Annotated in this window: 22 protein-coding genes; 20 read left to right on the top strand and 2 right to left on the bottom strand. The window is 53.0% G+C overall.

Annotated features, from left to right (window positions below):
* The first annotated feature begins 29 nt into the window (after positions 1 to 29).
* The 9 genes from flgM (at position 30) to M493_RS18885 (ending at position 6,595) form a co-directional block, all read left to right on the top strand.
* Positions 30 to 299: a flagellar biosynthesis anti-sigma factor FlgM gene (flgM, locus tag M493_RS15160; protein WP_020961259.1), complete on the top strand. Its 270-nt coding sequence runs from the start codon at positions 30 to 32 to the stop codon at positions 297 to 299.
* Entirely contained in the window at positions 296 to 808 is a 513-nt protein-coding gene (locus tag M493_RS15155; protein ID WP_020961258.1) for a flagellar protein FlgN, read from the top strand. Before flgM ends, M493_RS15155 begins: the two co-directional genes overlap by 4 nt.
* Before the next feature lie 104 nt (positions 809 to 912).
* Positions 913 to 2,454, top strand: coding sequence for a flagellar hook-associated protein FlgK (gene flgK / locus M493_RS15150; RefSeq protein WP_020961257.1), 1,542 nt, complete (start codon positions 913 to 915; stop codon positions 2,452 to 2,454).
* A 10-nt stretch (positions 2,455 to 2,464) separates the two neighbouring features.
* Positions 2,465 to 3,364: a flagellar hook-associated protein FlgL gene (gene flgL, locus M493_RS15145; protein ID WP_041268008.1), complete on the top strand. Its 900-nt coding sequence runs from the start codon at positions 2,465 to 2,467 to the stop codon at positions 3,362 to 3,364.
* A 21-nt stretch (positions 3,365 to 3,385) separates the two neighbouring features.
* Positions 3,386 to 3,976, top strand: coding sequence for a DUF6470 family protein (locus tag M493_RS15140; protein ID WP_020961255.1), 591 nt, complete (start codon positions 3,386 to 3,388; stop codon positions 3,974 to 3,976).
* Between the two features lie 14 nt (positions 3,977 to 3,990).
* Positions 3,991 to 4,425: a flagellar assembly protein FliW gene (gene fliW, locus M493_RS15135; protein WP_020961254.1), complete on the top strand. Its 435-nt coding sequence runs from the start codon at positions 3,991 to 3,993 to the stop codon at positions 4,423 to 4,425.
* 12 nt (positions 4,426 to 4,437) lie between these two features.
* Positions 4,438 to 4,677, top strand: coding sequence for a carbon storage regulator CsrA (gene csrA / locus M493_RS15130; RefSeq protein WP_020961253.1), 240 nt, complete (start codon positions 4,438 to 4,440; stop codon positions 4,675 to 4,677).
* Positions 4,678 to 4,861: 184 nt separating this feature from the next.
* Positions 4,862 to 6,136 (top strand): flagellin, encoded by a 1,275-nt coding sequence (locus M493_RS15125; protein ID WP_020961252.1) that lies wholly within the window; start codon positions 4,862 to 4,864, stop codon positions 6,134 to 6,136.
* Between the two features lie 345 nt (positions 6,137 to 6,481).
* Positions 6,482 to 6,595 carry a flagellin gene (locus M493_RS18885; RefSeq protein ID WP_014196766.1) on the top strand — a complete coding sequence of 38 codons (114 nt, stop codon included), beginning with the start codon at positions 6,482 to 6,484 and terminating at the stop codon, positions 6,593 to 6,595.
* A 422-nt stretch (positions 6,596 to 7,017) separates the two neighbouring features.
* Here the strand turns inward: M493_RS18885 and M493_RS15120 are convergent, their stop codons facing one another.
* Positions 7,018 to 7,866 (bottom strand): DNA endonuclease, encoded by an 849-nt coding sequence (locus tag M493_RS15120; RefSeq protein WP_013146425.1) that lies wholly within the window; start codon positions 7,864 to 7,866, stop codon positions 7,018 to 7,020.
* A 327-nt stretch (positions 7,867 to 8,193) separates the two neighbouring features.
* Here M493_RS15120 and flaG point away from each other — a divergent pair, with 327 nt between their 5' ends.
* From flaG to M493_RS15090, 5 genes are all read left to right on the top strand, one after another.
* Positions 8,194 to 8,556: a flagellar protein FlaG gene (gene flaG, locus M493_RS15110; protein ID WP_020961250.1), complete on the top strand. Its 363-nt coding sequence runs from the start codon at positions 8,194 to 8,196 to the stop codon at positions 8,554 to 8,556.
* Between the two features lie 15 nt (positions 8,557 to 8,571).
* Positions 8,572 to 10,077 carry a flagellar hook-associated protein 2 gene (locus tag M493_RS15105; protein ID WP_041267795.1) on the top strand — a complete coding sequence of 502 codons (1,506 nt, stop codon included), beginning with the start codon at positions 8,572 to 8,574 and terminating at the stop codon, positions 10,075 to 10,077.
* Between the two features lie 189 nt (positions 10,078 to 10,266).
* A complete protein-coding gene (gene fliS, locus M493_RS15100) occupies positions 10,267 to 10,668 on the top strand; it encodes a flagellar export chaperone FliS (protein WP_020961248.1) in 402 nt (133 codons plus the stop codon).
* Positions 10,668 to 11,021, top strand: a complete 354-nt coding sequence (locus M493_RS15095) for a flagellar protein FliT (RefSeq protein ID WP_020961247.1) — start codon at positions 10,668 to 10,670, stop codon at positions 11,019 to 11,021. Before fliS ends, M493_RS15095 begins: the two co-directional genes overlap by 1 nt.
* A gap of 11 nt (positions 11,022 to 11,032) precedes the next feature.
* Positions 11,033 to 11,419, top strand: coding sequence for a hypothetical protein (locus tag M493_RS15090; protein WP_020961246.1), 387 nt, complete (start codon positions 11,033 to 11,035; stop codon positions 11,417 to 11,419).
* 102 nt (positions 11,420 to 11,521) lie between these two features.
* On the opposite strand, the gene M493_RS15085 is transcribed toward M493_RS15090, so the two are convergent.
* A complete protein-coding gene (locus M493_RS15085) occupies positions 11,522 to 12,601 on the bottom strand; it encodes an HD-GYP domain-containing protein (protein WP_020961245.1) in 1,080 nt (359 codons plus the stop codon).
* 172 nt (positions 12,602 to 12,773) lie between these two features.
* Here M493_RS15085 and hpf point away from each other — a divergent pair, with 172 nt between their 5' ends.
* From hpf to M493_RS15055, 6 genes are all read left to right on the top strand, one after another.
* Positions 12,774 to 13,319 carry a ribosome hibernation-promoting factor, HPF/YfiA family gene (gene hpf / locus M493_RS15080; protein ID WP_020961244.1) on the top strand — a complete coding sequence of 182 codons (546 nt, stop codon included), beginning with the start codon at positions 12,774 to 12,776 and terminating at the stop codon, positions 13,317 to 13,319.
* Positions 13,320 to 13,405: 86 nt separating this feature from the next.
* Positions 13,406 to 13,879: a hypothetical protein gene (locus M493_RS15075; RefSeq protein ID WP_020961243.1), complete on the top strand. Its 474-nt coding sequence runs from the start codon at positions 13,406 to 13,408 to the stop codon at positions 13,877 to 13,879.
* A gap of 108 nt (positions 13,880 to 13,987) precedes the next feature.
* Complete coding sequence (secA, locus tag M493_RS15070; protein ID WP_020961242.1) at positions 13,988 to 16,501, top strand: preprotein translocase subunit SecA; 2,514 nt, start codon at positions 13,988 to 13,990, stop codon at positions 16,499 to 16,501.
* Between the two features lie 94 nt (positions 16,502 to 16,595).
* Positions 16,596 to 17,697 (top strand): peptide chain release factor 2 gene (gene prfB, locus M493_RS15065; RefSeq protein ID WP_235183474.1). Its coding sequence is split into 2 segments (ribosomal slippage): positions 16,596 to 16,667 and positions 16,669 to 17,697, totalling 1,101 coding nucleotides; the frame shifts between segments, so codons are not numbered across the junction.
* 108 nt (positions 17,698 to 17,805) lie between these two features.
* Positions 17,806 to 18,066, top strand: coding sequence for a hypothetical protein (locus M493_RS15060; RefSeq protein ID WP_011232575.1), 261 nt, complete (start codon positions 17,806 to 17,808; stop codon positions 18,064 to 18,066).
* Complete coding sequence (locus M493_RS15055; protein WP_023817745.1) at positions 18,035 to 18,295, top strand: type II toxin-antitoxin system RelE family toxin; 261 nt, start codon at positions 18,035 to 18,037, stop codon at positions 18,293 to 18,295. The genes M493_RS15060 and M493_RS15055 overlap by 32 nt, the downstream gene beginning before the upstream one ends.
* The last annotated feature ends 17 nt before the right edge of the window (positions 18,296 to 18,312 follow it).

Raw genomic sequence — 18,312 nt, 5'->3', positions numbered from 1 at the left:
ACGTGCGGAATGAGATAGGGGGAATCGCATTGAGAATCGATCATTGGTTTTCGCTTGGCGTTCATCCGTACCGTCAATCTTCGGGGATCGCGCCAGGAAAAACAGGGCAAACGGGACGGCGGGATCGCGTCGAGATTTCCGAGGCCGCCAAAGAGCTGCAGCAACGCCCGACTTGGGCCGCCGAGCGAGAAGAGAAAGTGCGCCGATTGAAAGCACAACTTGACAGCGGGACGTATGAGATCGATGCGCGCGCCATTGCGGAAAAACTATACCAGTTTTACAAGGGCGATGGCCGATGAATCCGAAGCAGGGCCATGACCAGCAGCCAACCCCGGCGCGGCAGTTGGCGGCGCTGCTTGAGCGGCACTTGGCGCTGCACCGACATTTGCTTCAAACGGCGCGGCAAAAAACGGACGTATTAAAACGGGGGGATACGGACCGTTTAATGCAGCTGATTCAAGTCGAACAAGCCGCTATCGCCGCCATCCAGCAGCTCGAGCGCGAGCGGGCCCAGCTCGTTGTCGCATGGTCTGGCGATGGGCAGCCGCTGACATTGGCCGATTGCCTGCCGAAAATGGGGGAGGAGCGAAACGTCGTCGAACGGCTGGCAGGCGAGTTGCTTGCCGTCATCCGCGAGCTGCAGACGGTCAACGAACTGAACGGACAGCTCATCCGCCAGTCGCTGCAATGGGTGACGTTCATGCTCGACCAATGGATGCCGCAGCCGCCGAACGTGAACTATGCGGCGCCAAACCAGCACGCCGCCCCGTACGAGCGTGCCCGTTCGCTGTTTGATTCGAAAGCATAGCGGCATACGTCAAAGGTTGACAGCCGTCTGAACGAAGCGGCGCATTTTCAAACAGGACCGGCAAGCTCAACGGTCCATTATGGATGCGGAAAAGGAGGGGCACGATGGGATCGACATTTCACGGGCTGGAAGTCGCCAAGCGCGGCATGGCCATGCAGCAAATGGCGCTGTACACGACCGGCCATAACATCGCCAACGCCAACACGCCTGGCTATTCGCGCCAGCGCGTCAACTTTGTCCAGAGCGAGCCGTACCCGCCAGCATCCCTCAACCGCCCGCAAATTTCCGGGCAAATGGGGACGGGGGTCGAGGCGGGCTCGATTGAGCGGGTGCGCGACCAGTTTTTTGACTGGCAATACCGCGGGGAAAACAACAAGCTCGGTTATTGGCAAGCCCGGGCCGATGCGTTAAAAAAGATGGAAGATATTATGAACGAGCCGTCTGACAGCGGCTTATCCAAGACGATGGACCAGTTTTGGCAGGCGCTCCAAGATTTAAGTGCGAATCCGGAAAACACAGGGGCCCGCTCGGTCGTCCGCCAGCGTGGGCTGGCGGTGGTCGAGACGTTTCATTATTTGGCCGATTCGTTAACCTCGATTCAAAACGATCTCGCCAATGAAATTCACGTGACGGTCAAATCGATCAACTCGATTGCCGAACAGCTGTACAAAATCAACCAACAAATCGCCGAAGTCGAGCCGCACGGCTACTTGCCGAACGATTTGTACGATGAACGTGACCGCCTGCTCGATGAACTGTCCGCGCTCGTCAAAATCGAAGTCGAGCCGAAGCCAAGCGGCGGCAATGCGCTGAAAACGGCGGCGGGAGTGTACGATGTCTACATTCTTGACGGCAACGGCCAGCGTCAGCTGCTGGTCGACGGCAACCAAGGATACAAGACGCTGTCCGTATCCCCAAGCGCCAGCTCCGCCCCGGAGACGCCGACCGGCCTACTCACCGGACTTTCGCTCGGAGGCTCCCCCATCTCGTTTGTCGCCTCCGGCAAGTTGAAAGGGTTGATCGAGGCGTACGGATATGATGACGGAAGCGGTGTCAAGGGCATTTATCCCGATATGTTGAAAAAACTCGATGCGCTCGCGTATTCGTTCGCCGAACGGTTCAACGTAGTGCACCAAGAAGGATATACGCTCAGCCCGAGCAACAAGGGAAAGCTGTTTTTCACCGATTTGACGCAAGTGGACGGGGCGGCGAAGGCGATCCAACTGTCATCCGATATCGACGATTTAAACAACATCGCTGCTTCATCGGCGCCGGACGAACCAGGGAACGGCTTGAACGCCATTCGCCTCGCCAACGTCAAAAACAGCAATTTCGCCGACCTGCAAGACTCTGCCCGGTCGGCCCCGTATCCAGTCAAAGCCGGCACCTTGCAGGCGTATTACGAAAGCATGATCGGCCAGCTGGCCGTCGATGCCCAACAGGCGAACCGCCTCGTCGACAACTCCGAAGTGCTCCGCCAGTCCGTCGAAGAACGTCGGCAGTCCGTCAGCGGAGTGTCGCTCGATGAGGAAATGACGAACATGATCCGGTTTCAGCACGCCTACAACGCGGCAGCGCGCACGATTACGACGATCGACGAAATGCTCGATAAAATCATTAACGGCATGGGAATTGTCGGAAGGTAGGTGAATGACGATGCGCGTCACGCAATCGATGTTGACGCAAAACATGCTGCGCAACTTGAGCCAAAGCTATGAACGGCTCGGCAAAATTCAGGACCAACTGTCGACCGGCAAAAAAATCACCCGACCGTCTGACGACCCGGTTGTGGCCATCAAAGGAATGGCGTATCGGACGAACTTAACCGAAGTCGAACAGTTTAAACGCAATTTCTCCGAAGCCCATAACTGGATCGATGCGTCCGACTCGGCGCTCAACGAAGCGACGCAAGTGCTCCAGCGCATCCGCGAGCTTGTCGTCCAGGCCAGCAACGATACGTACGAACAATCGCAGCGCGGGCATATCGCGAAAGAGATCAATGAGCTGAAAAGCCATTTAGTGTCCATCGCCAACACGCAGATTGCCGGCAAATACATTTTCAACGGCACGGATACCCTCAACCCGCCGGTCAACTTGAACGACCCGGTGAACAAAGTGTCGACAAACAGAGAACAAGTGAAAATCGAGCTGTTAAAAGGCATTCAACTCCCGGTCAACGTCAACCCGACGCGCCTCTTCACGTACAGCGGGAATCCGGGAGAAGGGCTGTTCAGCGATTTAGAAGCGCTCGTGAATGACTTGGAGGCGGGCAAGAGCGGCGAAGAGCTGAACAAGTATTTATCGTATATGGACAAGCACATCGACAACGTTTTGGCCGAGCGGGCCGAACTTGGCGCGCGAAGCAACCGCCTTGAACTGATGGAGGCGCGCGTCGATGAACAGGAAGTGATCGCCCAGCAAATTTTATCTAACAACGAAGACGCCGATCTCGAACGGGTCATCACCGATTTAAAAACACAAGAAAGCGTGCACCGCGCCGCCCTCGGCGTCGGCGCCCGCATCATCCAGCCGACGCTGCTCGACTTTTTGCGCTGAGCGGATAAGGGGGAGATGACGATGCAGCTGCCGCAAATCCGCCTGCAGTCAACGATGGCGAACATCGCCATCGAAACCGTTCCGGCGAAACTGGAAATCCAACAGCCGCCCGCTGAACTGGAAATCGAGCAGTCTCGAGCCAAGCTGACGATCCGCACAACGCCGTCCAAGCTGACGATCGACCAGACAAAAGCGTGGGAAGATATGAACTTAGAACATATTTTCCGCCGCATCGAAAAGTTCGCTGAACAAGGATACCGCGATTGGCTGGACGGACTGGCCCGCGTCTCCCGCCAAGGCGACGAACTCATGCGCATTGAGGACGGCGGCAACCCGATCGCCGAACAAGCGAAAGAAAACAGCGAAACGCCGATGTACGAATTCAACATCGGCTGGGTGCCGTCCCCGTTCAGCGTGAAAACGTCGTATACGCCGGCGCACGTCGACATCCGCATCGAACCGCGCCAGCCGGTCATTCGCGCCCGCCCGCACCCGCCCGTCATTCGCTACACGCCGGGCGAGGTGACGATCCGCCTCGCCCAGCGCCCGTCGCTTGACATCGACTTTGCCCATTTGCGCTTTGTCGGTGTCCATTTTGACATGTTGATTTGAAAAGGTGTGAAAACATGAACGTACGGACAAAATATCATGGTGAACTGAACATCGATGAACAGCACATCATCCGCTTCCCCCGCGGTCTGCCTGGATTTGTGGACGAGAAGCGATTCGTCCTTCTCCCGCTCGCCGACACGCCGTTTGTCATCTTGCAGTCGGTCGACACCCCTGCGCTTGGGTTTGTTTTGATCGAACCGTTTTCGTACTTTCCCGCGTACGAAATCGAGTTGGACGAGGCAACGCTTGAGCAGCTCGGCATCGAAAGCGAGCGCGACGTCGCCTTATACGCCATCTTGACGGTCGCTGACCCGTTTGACAACACGACCGCGAACTTGCAGGCGCCTGTGGTCATCAACGCCCGAAAACGAATCGGCAAGCAGGTGATTTTAACAAACACCCCGTACAAAACGAAACATCGCCTCTTCCCGGAAAAAGTGGCGACGTAAAGGAGGCGGCTTATGCTTGTCTTAACGCGCAAACTCAAAGAAGCGATCCAAATCGGCGATGACATCGAAATCACCGTCCTCGCCATCCAAGGCGACCAAGTGAAGCTGGGCATCAACGCGCCCAAATCGATCGACATCCACCGCAAAGAAGTGTACCTCGCCATCCAAGCGGAAAACAACGCCGCCTCCCAAGCGTCGGAAACGTCGCTCGCCGAACTGACCGCCAAGCTAAAACAATGGAACAACCGATAAGCGCCCAAGCGGCGCTTTTTTCGTCCCTCATCGACAAAAAATTTTCATTTTCCCTATTAAATTTCTAACAAACGCGCCGATATAAAAAATGAGCGCGGCATCTGGCGAAAGGCGGCCGACTTTCGCCCCATGCCGACCGCTTCCACAAGGACGTGGAACAAATCAGTTCAAGGAGGAAGAGAGCATGAGAATCAACCACAACATCGCGGCGTTGAATACGTATCGGCAACTGACGATTGGCCAAGGCGCCGCAGCGAAAAACATGGAAAAACTGTCATCCGGCCTTCGCATCAACCGTGCGGGCGATGACGCAGCAGGTCTCGCCATCTCGGAAAAAATGAGAGGGCAAATTCGCGGGTTGGAGCAAGCAAGCCGGAATGCGCAGGATGCCATTTCGTTGATCCAGACGGCAGAGGGGGCGTTGAACGAAACGCACTCGATTTTGCAACGGATGCGGGAATTGGCGGTGCAGGCTGCTAACGATACTAATACGGCAGATGATCGTAACGAAATTCAAAAAGAAATTGATCAGTTAAAATCTGAAATTAACCGCATAGCCAGTGATACTGAGTTTAATACGAAGAAATTATTAGATGGATCCATTTCTAATAAGGCAACACTTTCTTCATCGGGGAATACGGCGAATATTCTTTCAGCAACAATTATAGACGATAACATTGCTGCTGGTAATTATACAGTTAATGTGTCATCTGTTAGTATAACTCAAACAGTTTCTACTACACAAAATGAGACGAATCTAACTTCGTTTAGTTCTAACGGTGCTAAAGTTGGAGATTATACTGTAACCCTGACTCAAAACGGATCAAACTGGGATATTGTTATTAAGGATTCTAACGGCAATGAAGTAGGATCGGCCGTGAATCAATCAATCGATACCTCTTCTACTAGTGCCAATGTTAATGTTGGGAATTTCACGTTGACATGGAACCAGGGTACAACGGTGCAGGCAGGAGATACTAGCATTACAATAGAAGCGGATGCAACTTTTACCGTTAAAGATTCGTCAGGTGCTCTAGTCCAAAGTACAACAATTACTGATAACAAAACAGGAGAGGTTTCAGTAGGGGGATTTAATCTAACATTTAATGACACTCTCACCAATTCCTCCTCTAGTGATGATACACAGATAACCGTTGAAACAGACGCATTGAGTTTTCAGATTGGGGCCAATCAGAATCAAAATACGAAGCTTGCAATATCCAATATGTCCTCTGCAGCTCTAGGTGTTAACAATATTGACGTTACCACTCAGGAGAATGCAAACGAGGCTATTACAACAGTCAATGATGCCATTATAAGGGTTTCAGCTGAACGTTCTAAGTTGGGTGCTATTCAGAATCGTTTAGAGCACACAATCAACAACTTGGGTACATCAGCGGAGAATCTGACCGCTTCCGAATCCCGCATCCGCGACGTCGATTATGCCTTAGCCGCATAGCGGCGACAGGCACAGTCGTCCTGGCTGGAAACGGCTAGGATCATCACCGGGTGAACTGCTGGGAAACCCTGAGAGCCGTTGGCGCCACAACGGAGCTGGAAACGGCAGACGTGACGGCGGAAAAAGCCAACGGATTGGGCAATCAGCAGCCAAGCTCCTGTCCCGAAAGGGTGGAGAAGGTTCAACGACTAGGGCATACCGCCTACGGCACATGCTATGGCGATGAAGTCCGTAGGGTGAAGGGGATCTCCATCGTCCTCGTTCATCCGAAGCGCCCGGCCCCTACCAGGTGAAGCTGAGGGTGAAGATGTAGTCTTGTCCCGCACCGAAAGGGCGGGTGGCACGATGGCCAAAGAAATGATGGAATTCACGAAAAACAACATCTTGGCGCAAGCGGCGCAAGCGATGTTGGCTCAATCAAACCAACTGCCGCAAGCGGTGTTGCAGCTGCTTCGGTAGGCTGGTTTGGCGGGCGTCTTAGCTGGAAACGGCTAAGAGGATGACTGGGTGAATTGCTGGGAAACCCTAAGAGCCTTTGGCGCCACAACGGAGCTGGAAACGGCAGACGTGACGGCGGAAAAAGCCAAAGGATTGGGCAATCAGCAGCCAAGCTCCTGTCCCGAAAGGGTGGAGAAGGTTCAACGACTAGGGCATACCACCTAAGGCGAGTGCTATGGTGATGAAGCCCGTAGGGGAGGCCGATGCCGAACCGAAGCGCCCAGCCCCTAACAGGTCAAGCTGAGGGTGAAGAGGTAGTCTGCACAACGGTCGAAAGACGTTGAGGCATGGCAAGCCAACCAACAACCGCAAGGGGTATTGCAATTGCTTCGTTAATCATAAGACAAGAGACCTTAGGGTGGCCTAGGGTCTCTTGTTTGTTGTCACTCTTTTTGTATTTCACGCCATTTATACACGATAGACCAATAACTTCGGTGCAAGGTATCAGCAATTTCTTGAATCGTCGCGCCTTTTTGCTTCATGTCCTTTAGTTGTTGAATCTCCTTCTTAGAGTATCGCTTTGAACGTTCGTGGCTGCTCGTCCGCAATTCGAAATCTGGGAATATCTTTTGCCATTTTTCCTTTTCTATTTTGAGTCGCTCGTTCCAGTTGGTTTTGTAATACATAGACGGGCAAGTTGAGATTGCTGAGGAGATTATATTAAGAAAATGAAACGTATCCCTCACAGAGGTTGTTCGTAAAATGCAGCCTTGTCCATTTGGATGTTTACTTAAACGGAAGGTGACACCGAAATGAGAAAGAATGTGTTGTTGCAACTTTTTTAATTCTTCGCGAGGATAATTCTGTAGATAAAGGTAAATATGAGGTGTCAGGTAAATTACTTTTTTGCGTTTATTGATATTAGGAGAAATACAGAGCGAGCCATCATCCATATATAAAACAGCAAGGAAATGAGGCAACGTGCAATACGTCAATAAAGGAATCGGGATATGTTTAGAACCATCATCATGGTAAAAGTATGGATATAGCCTTGTAAATAGCGGAAGAGACGATGATCGAACACATTGACTTCGGGGAGTGATGTACAAAAGATTGTCGAAAAATGAAATCTTCCATTTTCGATACTCAGCCTGTTCCATGCCGAAATGTTCCCGGTAACTATGGTTTTTCCGTCGGCTCTTTTTATAAAGCTTTGTAATTTCTCCGTCTCCGATAATGCTAGCAATTAGAACGTTTTGTTGTACAGGGGTTAATTTGGATAAGTCGTCCATGACCGTTTCTCCTTTCTTTTGGGAACGTTTGTTCTGGTTTTATTATAATATATTCTTATATGTTTAGGGAACCTTTCTATATAGACTCCCATGACAAAAAATTTTGTCACCATCAGAAGGATGAAAATGCCTCTATGTTGAATTCTACAACCTTGCACATTTTGGCGTTCGGGTATTTTCAGAATAGCGATTTTAGTTGCTTCGAGATTATACACCACTCCCTAGTCACCTTTCGCCTAAATGAAATTCCCCTTTCCCCCTTCACACTCCCTACGTTTCATCCGATATAAACCATAGAAAGCGTCCAAACCAAAGGAGCGGGATCGTATGACGATTGAACGGGTGTCTTCTTCTTTTCCTTCCTATGAACCGACGCGAAGCGAGCAGGTGCATGCAACCGTCGAACGCGCGGCAGTGCAGCCTCAAGAGGTGGGGGGTTCTGCTTCTTCCCTTTTTCAACCGCTTTCGGAAGAAGCTGTGGAGAAAGTGGTCAACGGCTTGAATGAGCTCGTGCAGCCGAGCCATACATCAATCCGGTTTGAGCTGCATAAAGAGCTGCATGAATATTACGTGCAAGTGGTGGATGAAAAAACGCAGGAAGTGATCCGGGAAATTCCGCCGAAGAAGCTGCTCGATATGTATGCGGCGATGATGGAGTTTGTCGGGCTTTTGGTCGATCGAAAAATTTAATGGTGGTGAGAGGAATTGGCAGGCAATATGCGCATTGGCGGTTTGGCGAGCGGGATGGATATTGACCAAATCGTCAGCGATTTGATGAAAGCGGAGCGGATGCCGCTTGATAAATTGAAGCAGAAAAAGCAGCTGCTTGAGTGGCAGCGCGATGATTATCGGGCGATGAATACGCTGCTTCAGGGGCTTGACGATTATTTGTTCAGTAACATCACGCTCCAAAGCAGCATGCTCAAAAAAACCGTTTCGAGTTCCAACGAATCGGTCGTCACGGCGACGGCGGGCTCGAGCGCGGCGAACGTGGCGACGACGATTCAAGTCGACCAAGTGGCGACATCGGCTGTTTGGCTGTCCGATGCCACGACAAGGGTGGATAAGTCGAGTTTCTCGGTAGACGCCGATGTCACGCTGACGATCAACGTGACGAACGGGGATGGGACGACGAAGCAGGCGTCAATAACTGTCAAGCAGGGGACGACGCTGGACGGCCTGATCGCCCAGCTCAACAGCAACGCAGACCTTGGCGTCAGCGCCTTTTACGACGAGCAAACCGGGCGCATTTCGATTATGAAAAAAGAGACGGGGGCCCAGGCAAGCCTTGTACTCGCCGATCCGGCGACCGCTGGCTTTTTTGCCCAAAAGCTCGGGTTCACCGGCGCGGTGTCAGGCGGAGAGCTGACTGGAAAAACGGCGGGGAAGGACGCCGTTGTGACGATCAATGGATTGGCGACAACCCGCTCGTCGAACACGTTTACGATCAACGGCGTGACGTATACGGTCAACGGGCAAGGAACGGCGACGGTGTCGGTAGCGACCGATACGGATGCGATGTTTAACGCCATTAAAGGGTTTGTCGACAAATACAACGACACAATCGCCAAAATCAACGCCGAGCTGAAAGAGGAGCGCTATCGCGACTATCCGCCGCTGACGGACGAACAGAAAGAGGCGATGACGGAGAAACAAATTGAGCTGTGGGAAGAAAAGGCGCGGAGCGGGATGCTTCGCGGCGATTCGATGTTGTCGAGCGCCCTCAGCCAAATGCGGATGAACTTGTATACGAAGGTGGAGGGGGCGAATGTCGCGAGCGGGTTTTCGCAGCTGGCGCAAATCGGGATTACGACGTCGTCCAATTACCTTGACGGCGGGAAGCTGATCATTGATGAGACGAAGCTACGGGAGAAAATTCAAGAGAATCCGGATGCCGTCTATCAGCTGTTCAACCGAGACGGCACGACCGATGCGGAAAAAGGGATCGCCCGCCGCCTGCGCGATACGATCAAAGCGACGATTGGGAAGATCGAGCAAAAGGCGGGAAAGACGATTTGGACGAACCAGCAGTTTGCGATCGGGCGCGATTTGAGCGATATTGACGAGCAAATCGACCGGTTTGAGGACCGCTTGAAACAAATCGAAGACCGCTATTGGCGGCAATTTACGGCGATGGAAGAGGCGATTCAGCGCGCCAACCAGCAAAGCATGTATTTGATGAACGCCTTTTTTGGCGGCATGCAAGGGTGACGGGGCGGTGGATGAAGTCTGGAATAGCCGCTACGGTGAACGTGGGGAAGAGGTGGCCCCGTTCACGAACGTTGATGAATGAAAGACGTTCGGCGCTGTAAGCGGTGATCGGGGCCGACGCGGCCCGTTGCGCTGAATGAGCGGATGGCTTGCGTTGGGATGAACAATATGGAAAAGGAGTGACTGAACGTGGCGACGAACAATCCGTATCAACATTACCAGGCGAACGCGGTGCAGACCGCGTCCCCTGGCGAGTTGACATTGATGTTGTATAACGGCTGCTTGAAGTTTATCAAGTTTGCGCGTCAGGCGATGGAAACGGGCGATATAGCGGCGCGCAATGAAAATTTGATTAAGGCGCAAAAGATCATTCAAGAGCTGATGGTGACGCTCAATATGGAGTATGAGGTCGCGAAATCGATGATGACGATGTACGACTACATCTACCGCCGTCTAGTCGAGGCGAATGTGAAAAACGATGTGGCGATTTTGGATGAGGTGGAAGGGTATGTCACCGAGTTTCGCGATGCGTGGAAACAAGTGATTCAGCTTCATCGGCAGCGCCAGTACGCGGAAGGCGGACAGGCGTAATGGGCGTTGTGCGCGACGTTTGGCTTGTCACGAACGAGCTGCTTGAGACGGTGACGGCGCCGTGGTCTCCCGAAGAGCGCGAGGAGCGGCTGAAGGCGGTTGAGGAGTTGTTGAGGCGGCGCGAGAAGCTGCTTGGCGCGCTGCGGCCGCCGTACAGCGAGGAGGAACGGGCGCTTGGGCGCGACATCGTTGCGTGGAATCGGGACATTGCGGAGCGGCTGAAGGCGGTGCAAGATGAGATTCGCCGCGATTTGCGGATGGCGGGGGCGAAGCGGCGGGCGAACGCCCGCTATGTCCATCCGTACGAGCAGCCGCTTTCGTTGGATGGGATGTTTTATGATAAACGGCGATAGGTGGGATGAAGATGGCGGAATTGACGAGCGACGCGCTGGCGGTCATCCGCCAGTATGCTTCGCTGCTGGAGACGGTCGAGGAAGGGCTCGATTATGTAGAGGCAAGTTTTTCCGATCCGCGGCGGATGCATGCGGATGTGCTGCTTCGGGATATTTTGTTGGCGCTTGGAAAAATCAACGAGACGAACGTGTATTTATGCCGATTGTTCGCCGAGGAGAGCGATTTGGTTAGCCATCTTGAGCGGTTTGCCGATGTGCTTGAGGCGGCGGAAGCGCTTGACGGACAGTTCGGCGATACGGCGGCGAAAGAGCGGATCATTTGCGGGCGGTTGTCGCCTTCGTTTCAGGCGTGGAGGATGGCGGTCGAGAGCCGGTTGCGGCGCTATGTTGTGCAGTGAGCAGCGGGGAACGGCTCCGGCGCTGTCGATGCGGACGAGCGGAAAAGAGAAAAGAACAGCGGCGTGCTGTTCTTTTTTTGATGAGATTACCTGTGAGACCGCTTATACGGCCTTCACGATCGTGATGTTCATTTTGTCGCGCAAGTCGATCTCATACGGGCTTTTCAGCTCTTCGCCCGCCGGGTTTTTGATGACGCGGACGACGGGGCGGAGCGGGAAGCCTGGGAACACTTCGGAGACGACGGCGATCTCGCCAGTGTTAAGCAAGACGGTTGTCGCCACCGGGTAGATGGCGATATGGGAAAGAAACAGTTTGATGAGTTCGTAGTCCAAAATGTCGCCGGCGGCGGATAAGTACTCGGCCGCTTCGTGCGGCGAGTATTGCTTCCGGTGGTAGCGCGCTGACGTCAAGGCGTCAAAGACGTCGGCGATGGCGACGATGCGGGCGTATTCGTGAATTTCCTTGCCCGATAAGGCGCGCGGGTAGCCGCTTCCGTCGCACCGCTCGTGGTGCTGCAAGGCGCAGTGGGCGGAAAAGAGCGAAATGTTGCGCTGGCGCCGCAACAGTTCGAAACCGAGATACGTATGACGGCGGACGATTTCCTTTTCCTCTTCCGTCAATGCCCCTTTTTTCCGCCAAAGGCCGTCCGGCAGCTGCGTCATGCCGATGTCAAACAGCAGCGCGCCGATGCCGAGGTCAAGCAGCTGATCGGGGCGATACCTTTTGGCGATGCCGATGACGCCGGCGATGGTGGCGACGTTGACCGAGTGATGGAAAAAGTAACCGTTTGAGATGACCAAATCCGACAAGTTGATGAGCAAGTTTTCTTGCTTCAATAAGTAGTCCAAAATGTCTTTGAACACTTTTTCGTACTCTTTTCCTAAATCGAGCGAGGAGGCGCGGCTGAGCAGCTTTTTTTGCTCGATCAAGGCCGTCATTGTCTCGTACACTTTTTTCACCGCCTGCTGGCGCACGGTCGGGCTGATGAGCGGGAGCGGGCGGATGTCATATGTTTGCCTGTCATCGATATAAATGTATTGAATCCCTTTTTGTTCGAGGGAGCGGATGTACCCGCCCGTCAGCCGCACGCCGCGCGACAAAAGCACGCCGCCGTTGGCGGCAAATAAATCGACGGCGAGCACGTCGCCGCTTTTCACATGGGAAATATGGACTTTTCTCATTCGTTCACACACCCCGGATGGCTGAATCATAAGAAAAAACACCTATGCCTATATTACCATATTTTTTCATGTTTTTCACAAAATCTTCAAAAAGATTTTTGATTGAAGCAGGGTTTGGGCGGGTAATAAAGAAATGTAGGAAGTACAGTTTTAAAACAAGGAGTGGTCAGCGATGATGTATAACATTCGCGGGGAAAACATCGAAGTAACTCCAGCTTTGCGCGAGTATGTGGAGAAAAAAATCGGCAAATTGGAACGCTACTTTGATGGCACTGATGACGTGCACGTGCACGTGAACTTAAAAGTCTACAACGACGGGCAAGGGAAAATCGAGGTGACCATTCCGATTCCGCATCTGCTGTTGCGCGCTGAAGAGCGCCATGACGATATGTATGCGGCGATCGATTTAGTAACCGATAAATTGGAGCGGCAAATCCGCAAACATAAAACGAAAGTGAACCGCAAGCTGCGCGATCGCGAAAAAGAGGTGAAGCTGGCCGCCCCTGTGCCGAACGGCGCTGCGGCGGACGGTGAAGATGAGTTTGAAATCGTGCGCACGAAGCACTTCAGCTTGAAGCCGATGGACAGCGAAGAGGCGATTTTGCAGATGAACTTGTTGGGGCACAATTTCTTCATTTTTACGAATGCGGAAACGAATCGGACAAACATTGTTTACCGCCGCAAAGACGGAAAATACGGACTGATTGAGGCGAACTGAATCCGTTGTTGGCAAAACGCATCCCCTGCTTTTCTTGGCAGGGGATGTTATAATATGCATGAGAAAAATCAAAATGGGGGAGAGCGATGGAGGAATTGTTGCGTCAAATCTTGTCCAAGTTGGACAACATGGAAAAAGGATTTTTGGTGTTCCAAGAAGAAACTCGCCAACGGTTTGAGCAGATGGATGGCCGTTTGACGGAGATGAACGGACGCCTCGTCGGCCTCGAACAGGAAATGAGCGCGGTGAAAGAGCGGTTAGACCGTGTGGAAACGCGGTTGAATGGTGTGGAGACCCGGTTGGACGGTGTGGAAACGCGGTTGAATGGTGTGGAGACCCGGTTGGACGGTGTGGAAATGCGGTTGAATGGTGTGGAAACTGAACTGGAGGAAGTGAAAGAGACGCTTCATCGAGTCGAAACGCAGCTTGTGGATGATGTGCAAATATTGCTTCGCACAATTCATGAAAAAGTAGATGAGAAACGTTTTGAAATTTATGCGCTTAACCGGCGTCTTCATCATGCGGAAGCGGCGATCGAGCAGCTTCAGTCCAAGGCGTGATCCCCTCTCTTGGACATGCCCCTCTCTCAACCTGTGCAACAGTTGTCACTGATCCCTGGAAATGATATGATGAATAAGTGAGTCCATGAAAAATAAGGAGCGTTTCCTATGCTTGGAGTTTTAAAAAAAGTATTTGACCCGAACAAGCGCCAGCTGGCCAAGCTTGAGAAAATCGCCGATCAAGTCGATGCGCTCGGGCCGGAGATGGCGCGGTTGACGGATGACCAGTTGCGGCAAAAGACCGAGGAATTCAAGGCCCGCTACCAACAAGGTGAATCGCTCGACGACTTGCTTGTTGAAGCGTTTGCCGTCGTCCGTGAAGGGGCGAAGCGCGTTCTCGGTTTGTACCCATATAAAGTGCAAATTATGGGCGGCGTCGTCTTGCATGAGGGCGACATCGCCGAGATGAAAACCGGGGAAGGGAAAACGTTGACGGCGACGATGCCCGTCTACTTGAACGCTTTGACAGGGCGCGGCGTGCACGTTGTGACGGTCAACGAATATTTGGCGACGCGCGACGCGACAGAGATGGGCCAACTGTATCAATTTTTAGGCTTGACCGTCGGCTTGAACTTAAGCGGTATGTCGCGCGAAGAGAAGCAGGCGGCGTACAACGCCGACATTACGTACGGGACGAACAACGAGTTTGGGTTCGACTATTTGCGCGACAACATGGTGCTGTATAAAGAACATATGGTGCAGCGGCCATTGTATTTTGCCGTTATCGACGAAGTGGACTCGATTTTGATTGACGAGGCGCGGACGCCGCTCATTATTTCCGGGACGGCGCAAAAGTCGACGAAGCTATATGTGCAGGCGAACGCGTTTGTCCGCACGCTGCGCAAAGATGTCGATTATACGTACGATGAAAAATCGAAAGGCGTCCAGCTCACGGAAGAAGGGATGAACAAGGCGGAGCGGGCGTTTGGCATCGACAACTTGTTCGATTTGAAGCACGTGACGCTCAACCACCATATTCAACTGGCGCTGCGGGCGCATGTGACGATGCAGCGCGATGTGGATTACGTCGTGCAAGACGGCAAAGTGATCATCGTCGATCCGTTTACCGGGCGCTTGATGCACGGCCGCCGCTACAGCGACGGGCTCCATCAGGCGATCGAGGCGAAGGAAGGGCTCGAGATTCAAAACGAGTCGATGACGCTCGCGACGATTACGTTCCAAAACTATTTCCGCATGTATGAAAAACTCGCGGGGATGACGGGGACGGCGAAAACGGAAGAGGAAGAATTCCGCAACATTTACAACATGCGCGTCGTCGTCATTCCGACGAACCGCCCTGTGATCCGGGAGGACCGCCCGGATTTGATTTACCGGACGATGGAAGGGAAGTTCCGCGCGGTCGTGGAGGATATCGCCGCCCGTCATGCGAAAGGGCAGCCGGTGCTCGTCGGCACGGTGGCGATTGAGACGTCAGAGCTGTTGTCGCAGCTGTTGAAAAAACGCGGCATCCCACACAACGTCTTAAACGCCAAAAACCATGCGAAAGAGGCGGAAATCATCGCCGAGGCCGGGCAAAAAGGCGCGGTGACGATCGCGACGAACATGGCCGGGCGCGGGACGGACATTAAGCTCGGTGAAGGAGTCAAAGAGCTTGGCGGACTGGCCGTCATCGGCACCGAGCGGCATGAAAGCCGGCGCATTGACAACCAGCTGCGCGGCCGCTCGGGGCGCCAAGGCGACCCTGGAGTGTCGCAGTTTTACTTGTCGCTTGAGGACGAACTGATGCGCCGCTTCGGTTCAGAAAGTTTGATGGCGATGATGGATCGGCTCGGGATGGATGATTCGCAGCCGATCCAAAGCAAGATGGTCACAAGGGCGGTCGAGTCGGCGCAAAAACGGGTCGAAGGGAACAACTTTGATGCCCGCAAACAGCTGCTTCAATATGACGATGTGTTGCGCGAACAGCGGGAAATCATTTACCGCCAGCGCTTTGAAGTGCTCGATGCCGACAATTTGCGCGGCATCATCGAAAACATGATCCGCTCGGTCATTGAGCGCGCCGTTCACGCCTACACGCCGAAAGAGGATTTGCCGGAGGAGTGGAATATAAAAGGGCTCGTCGATTATGTGAACGCCCATCTGCTTCCGGACGGTGATGTGACCGAGGGCGATTTGCGCGGCAAAGAACCGGAAGAGATGATCGAACTCATTTGGGAAAAAGTGAAGGCGCGCTATGATGAGAAAGAAACGCAAATTCCGCCGGAACAAATGCGCGAATTTGAGCGCGTCGTCGTCTTGCGTGCTGTTGACATGAAATGGATGAACCATATTGATGCGATGGAACAGCTCCGCCAAGGCATCCATTTGCGCGCGTACGGGCAGGTCGACCCGCTGCGCGAATATCAAATGGAAGGATATACGATGTTTGAAAACATGGTTGCCGCGATCGAGGAGGAAGTCGCGACGTATATCATGAAAGCGGAAATCCATCAAAACCTCGAACGCCAAGAAGTGGCGAAAGGCGAGGCCGTGCATCCGAAAGAAGACGGTGAAGAGCCGAAGCGAAAACCGGTGCGCCGGGCGGTGCGCGTCGGCCGCAACGATCCGTGTCCGTGCGGCAGCGGGAAAAAATATAAACATTGTTGCGGAAGAGCGGTCTAACCGTTTATAAATAATGAGGGGGGCGATGCCTCCCTTTTGAATGGCAGACAACGGCCAACTGCATACTATATTCATGATGAGGTGAGGCAACATGATCGATTTGGTGGAAATTAAGCAAGAGCTCGAGAAAATGGCTAAGCGATTAGCGGAAATCAGGGGGTCTCTTTGACCTCGATGCGAAGCAGGCGCGCATTCGTGAATTAGAGGAGCAAATGGCGGCGTCCAACTTTTGGGATGACCAAAAGGCGGCACAGGCGGTCATTTCCGAAGCGAATGTGCTCAAAGATCTTGTCGGCCAATTTGAATCATTGCAAGAGCGGTTTGAAAACTTGGAAGTGACGTATGAGTTGCTCAAAGAAGAACCGGATGACGAGCTGCAAAATGAGCTTGTCGCGGAAGCGAAACAATTGACGAAAGACTTTAGCGAGTTTGAGCTGCAGCTGCTGCTCAACGAGCCGTACGATAAAAATAACGCGATTTTAGAGCTCCACCCGGGCGCGGGCGGCACGGAGTCGCAAGACTGGGCGTCGATGCTGTTGCGCATGTACACGCGCTGGGCGGAGAAGAAAGGGTTTAAAGTCGAGACGCTTGATTACCTTCCGGGCGAGGAAGCCGGGGTGAAAAGCGTGACGCTCCTCATTAAAGGGCATAACGCGTACGGCTACTTAAAGGCGGAAAAAGGGGTGCACCGGCTCGTGCGCATCTCCCCGTTTGACGCCTCGGGCCGCCGCCATACGTCGTTCGTCTCGTGCGAAGTCGTGCCGGAGATGGACGATAACATTGAGATCGAAATCCGGCCGGAAGAGTTGAAAATCGACACGTACCGTTCGAGCGGCGCGGGCGGGCAGCACGTCAACACGACCGACTCGGCGGTGCGCATCACCCACGTGCCGACAGGGATCGTTGTGACGTGCCAGTCGGAGCGGTCGCAAATTAAAAACCGTGAAAAAGCGATGAACATGTTAAAAGCGAAGTTGTATCAAAAGAAACTCGAGGAGCAGCAAGCGGAACTTGCTGAGCTGCGCGGCGAGCAAAAAGAAATCGGCTGGGGCAGCCAAATCCGTTCGTACGTCTTCCATCCGTATTCGCTTGTCAAAGACCATCGGACGAACGTCGAGGTCGGCAACGTGCAGGCGGTCATGGATGGGGAAATCGATGTGTTCATCGACGCGTATTTGCGCGCGAAGTTGAAGTAAAGGGCGATCATCCGATCGTCCTTTTTCGTTTCAAAAATCATTTTTCTGATTTTGACGCATCTGCACCCCGGTGGTATGCTGAAGGTAACGAAAGGCAAAAGGAGGGCGATGGCTTTGGCTGTGCGCAAACAATTGCTTTACGAACTGATTGACCGGTTGGATGAAACGGATCATCAAACCGCGTACGATTTTTTGATGTACTTGCTTGATCGGTCCAGAAAGGAACGAATGGTATGGGAGCGGATTGACGAAACAGATGAAGAAGAAGCGTTGACGGAAGAAGAGCGCCAGCAGCTGCAAAGCGATGAAGGATATATCACTGGGGGAGAAGCCAAGCGTGAATTCGGGCTACAAGTTGATTTACCGTAGGGCCGCAGTCAAATTTATCGCTAGGCAAGAAAAAGAGGTTCAAGAACGGTTGGCCTCTGGGGTGCAAGGTCTGCTTGCGATCCCGCCGCAGGGGGATATAAAGAAGTTGAAGGGGCAGGATGGATTATATCGTCTGCGGGTCGGAACATATCGTGTTTTGTTTCGCATCGATCATGATGAACGAATCATCTATATTGAGGCAATCGGCAACCGCGGGGATGTGTATTGAGGCTTGTATTTTTTGGC

This window comes from Geobacillus genomosp. 3, from assembly GCF_000445995.2.
Taxonomy (GTDB): domain Bacteria; phylum Bacillota; class Bacilli; order Bacillales; family Anoxybacillaceae; genus Geobacillus.
Note: the sequence above shows the minus strand (reverse complement) of the source record. Positions and strands in the feature narration are given on the sequence as shown.

Coding starts and splice junctions, on each gene's coding strand:
- M493_RS15155 (WP_020961258.1), top strand. CDS start 296: ATGAATCCGAAGCAGGGCCATGACCAGCAGCCAACCCCGGCGCGGCAG.
- flgK (WP_020961257.1), top strand. CDS start 913: ATGGGATCGACATTTCACGGGCTGGAAGTCGCCAAGCGCGGCATGGCC.
- flgL (WP_041268008.1), top strand. CDS start 2,465: ATGCGCGTCACGCAATCGATGTTGACGCAAAACATGCTGCGCAACTTG.
- M493_RS15140 (WP_020961255.1), top strand. CDS start 3,386: ATGCAGCTGCCGCAAATCCGCCTGCAGTCAACGATGGCGAACATCGCC.
- fliW (WP_020961254.1), top strand. CDS start 3,991: ATGAACGTACGGACAAAATATCATGGTGAACTGAACATCGATGAACAG.
- csrA (WP_020961253.1), top strand. CDS start 4,438: ATGCTTGTCTTAACGCGCAAACTCAAAGAAGCGATCCAAATCGGCGAT.
- M493_RS15125 (WP_020961252.1), top strand. CDS start 4,862: ATGAGAATCAACCACAACATCGCGGCGTTGAATACGTATCGGCAACTG.
- M493_RS18885 (WP_014196766.1), top strand. CDS start 6,482: ATGGCCAAAGAAATGATGGAATTCACGAAAAACAACATCTTGGCGCAA.
- M493_RS15120 (WP_013146425.1), bottom strand. CDS start 7,866: ATGGACGACTTATCCAAATTAACCCCTGTACAACAAAACGTTCTAATT.
- flaG (WP_020961250.1), top strand. CDS start 8,194: ATGACGATTGAACGGGTGTCTTCTTCTTTTCCTTCCTATGAACCGACG.
- M493_RS15095 (WP_020961247.1), top strand. CDS start 10,668: ATGGGCGTTGTGCGCGACGTTTGGCTTGTCACGAACGAGCTGCTTGAG.
- M493_RS15090 (WP_020961246.1), top strand. CDS start 11,033: ATGGCGGAATTGACGAGCGACGCGCTGGCGGTCATCCGCCAGTATGCT.
- M493_RS15085 (WP_020961245.1), bottom strand. CDS start 12,601: ATGAGAAAAGTCCATATTTCCCATGTGAAAAGCGGCGACGTGCTCGCC.
- hpf (WP_020961244.1), top strand. CDS start 12,774: ATGATGTATAACATTCGCGGGGAAAACATCGAAGTAACTCCAGCTTTG.
- M493_RS15075 (WP_020961243.1), top strand. CDS start 13,406: ATGGAGGAATTGTTGCGTCAAATCTTGTCCAAGTTGGACAACATGGAA.
- secA (WP_020961242.1), top strand. CDS start 13,988: ATGCTTGGAGTTTTAAAAAAAGTATTTGACCCGAACAAGCGCCAGCTG.
- M493_RS15060 (WP_011232575.1), top strand. CDS start 17,806: ATGGCTTTGGCTGTGCGCAAACAATTGCTTTACGAACTGATTGACCGG.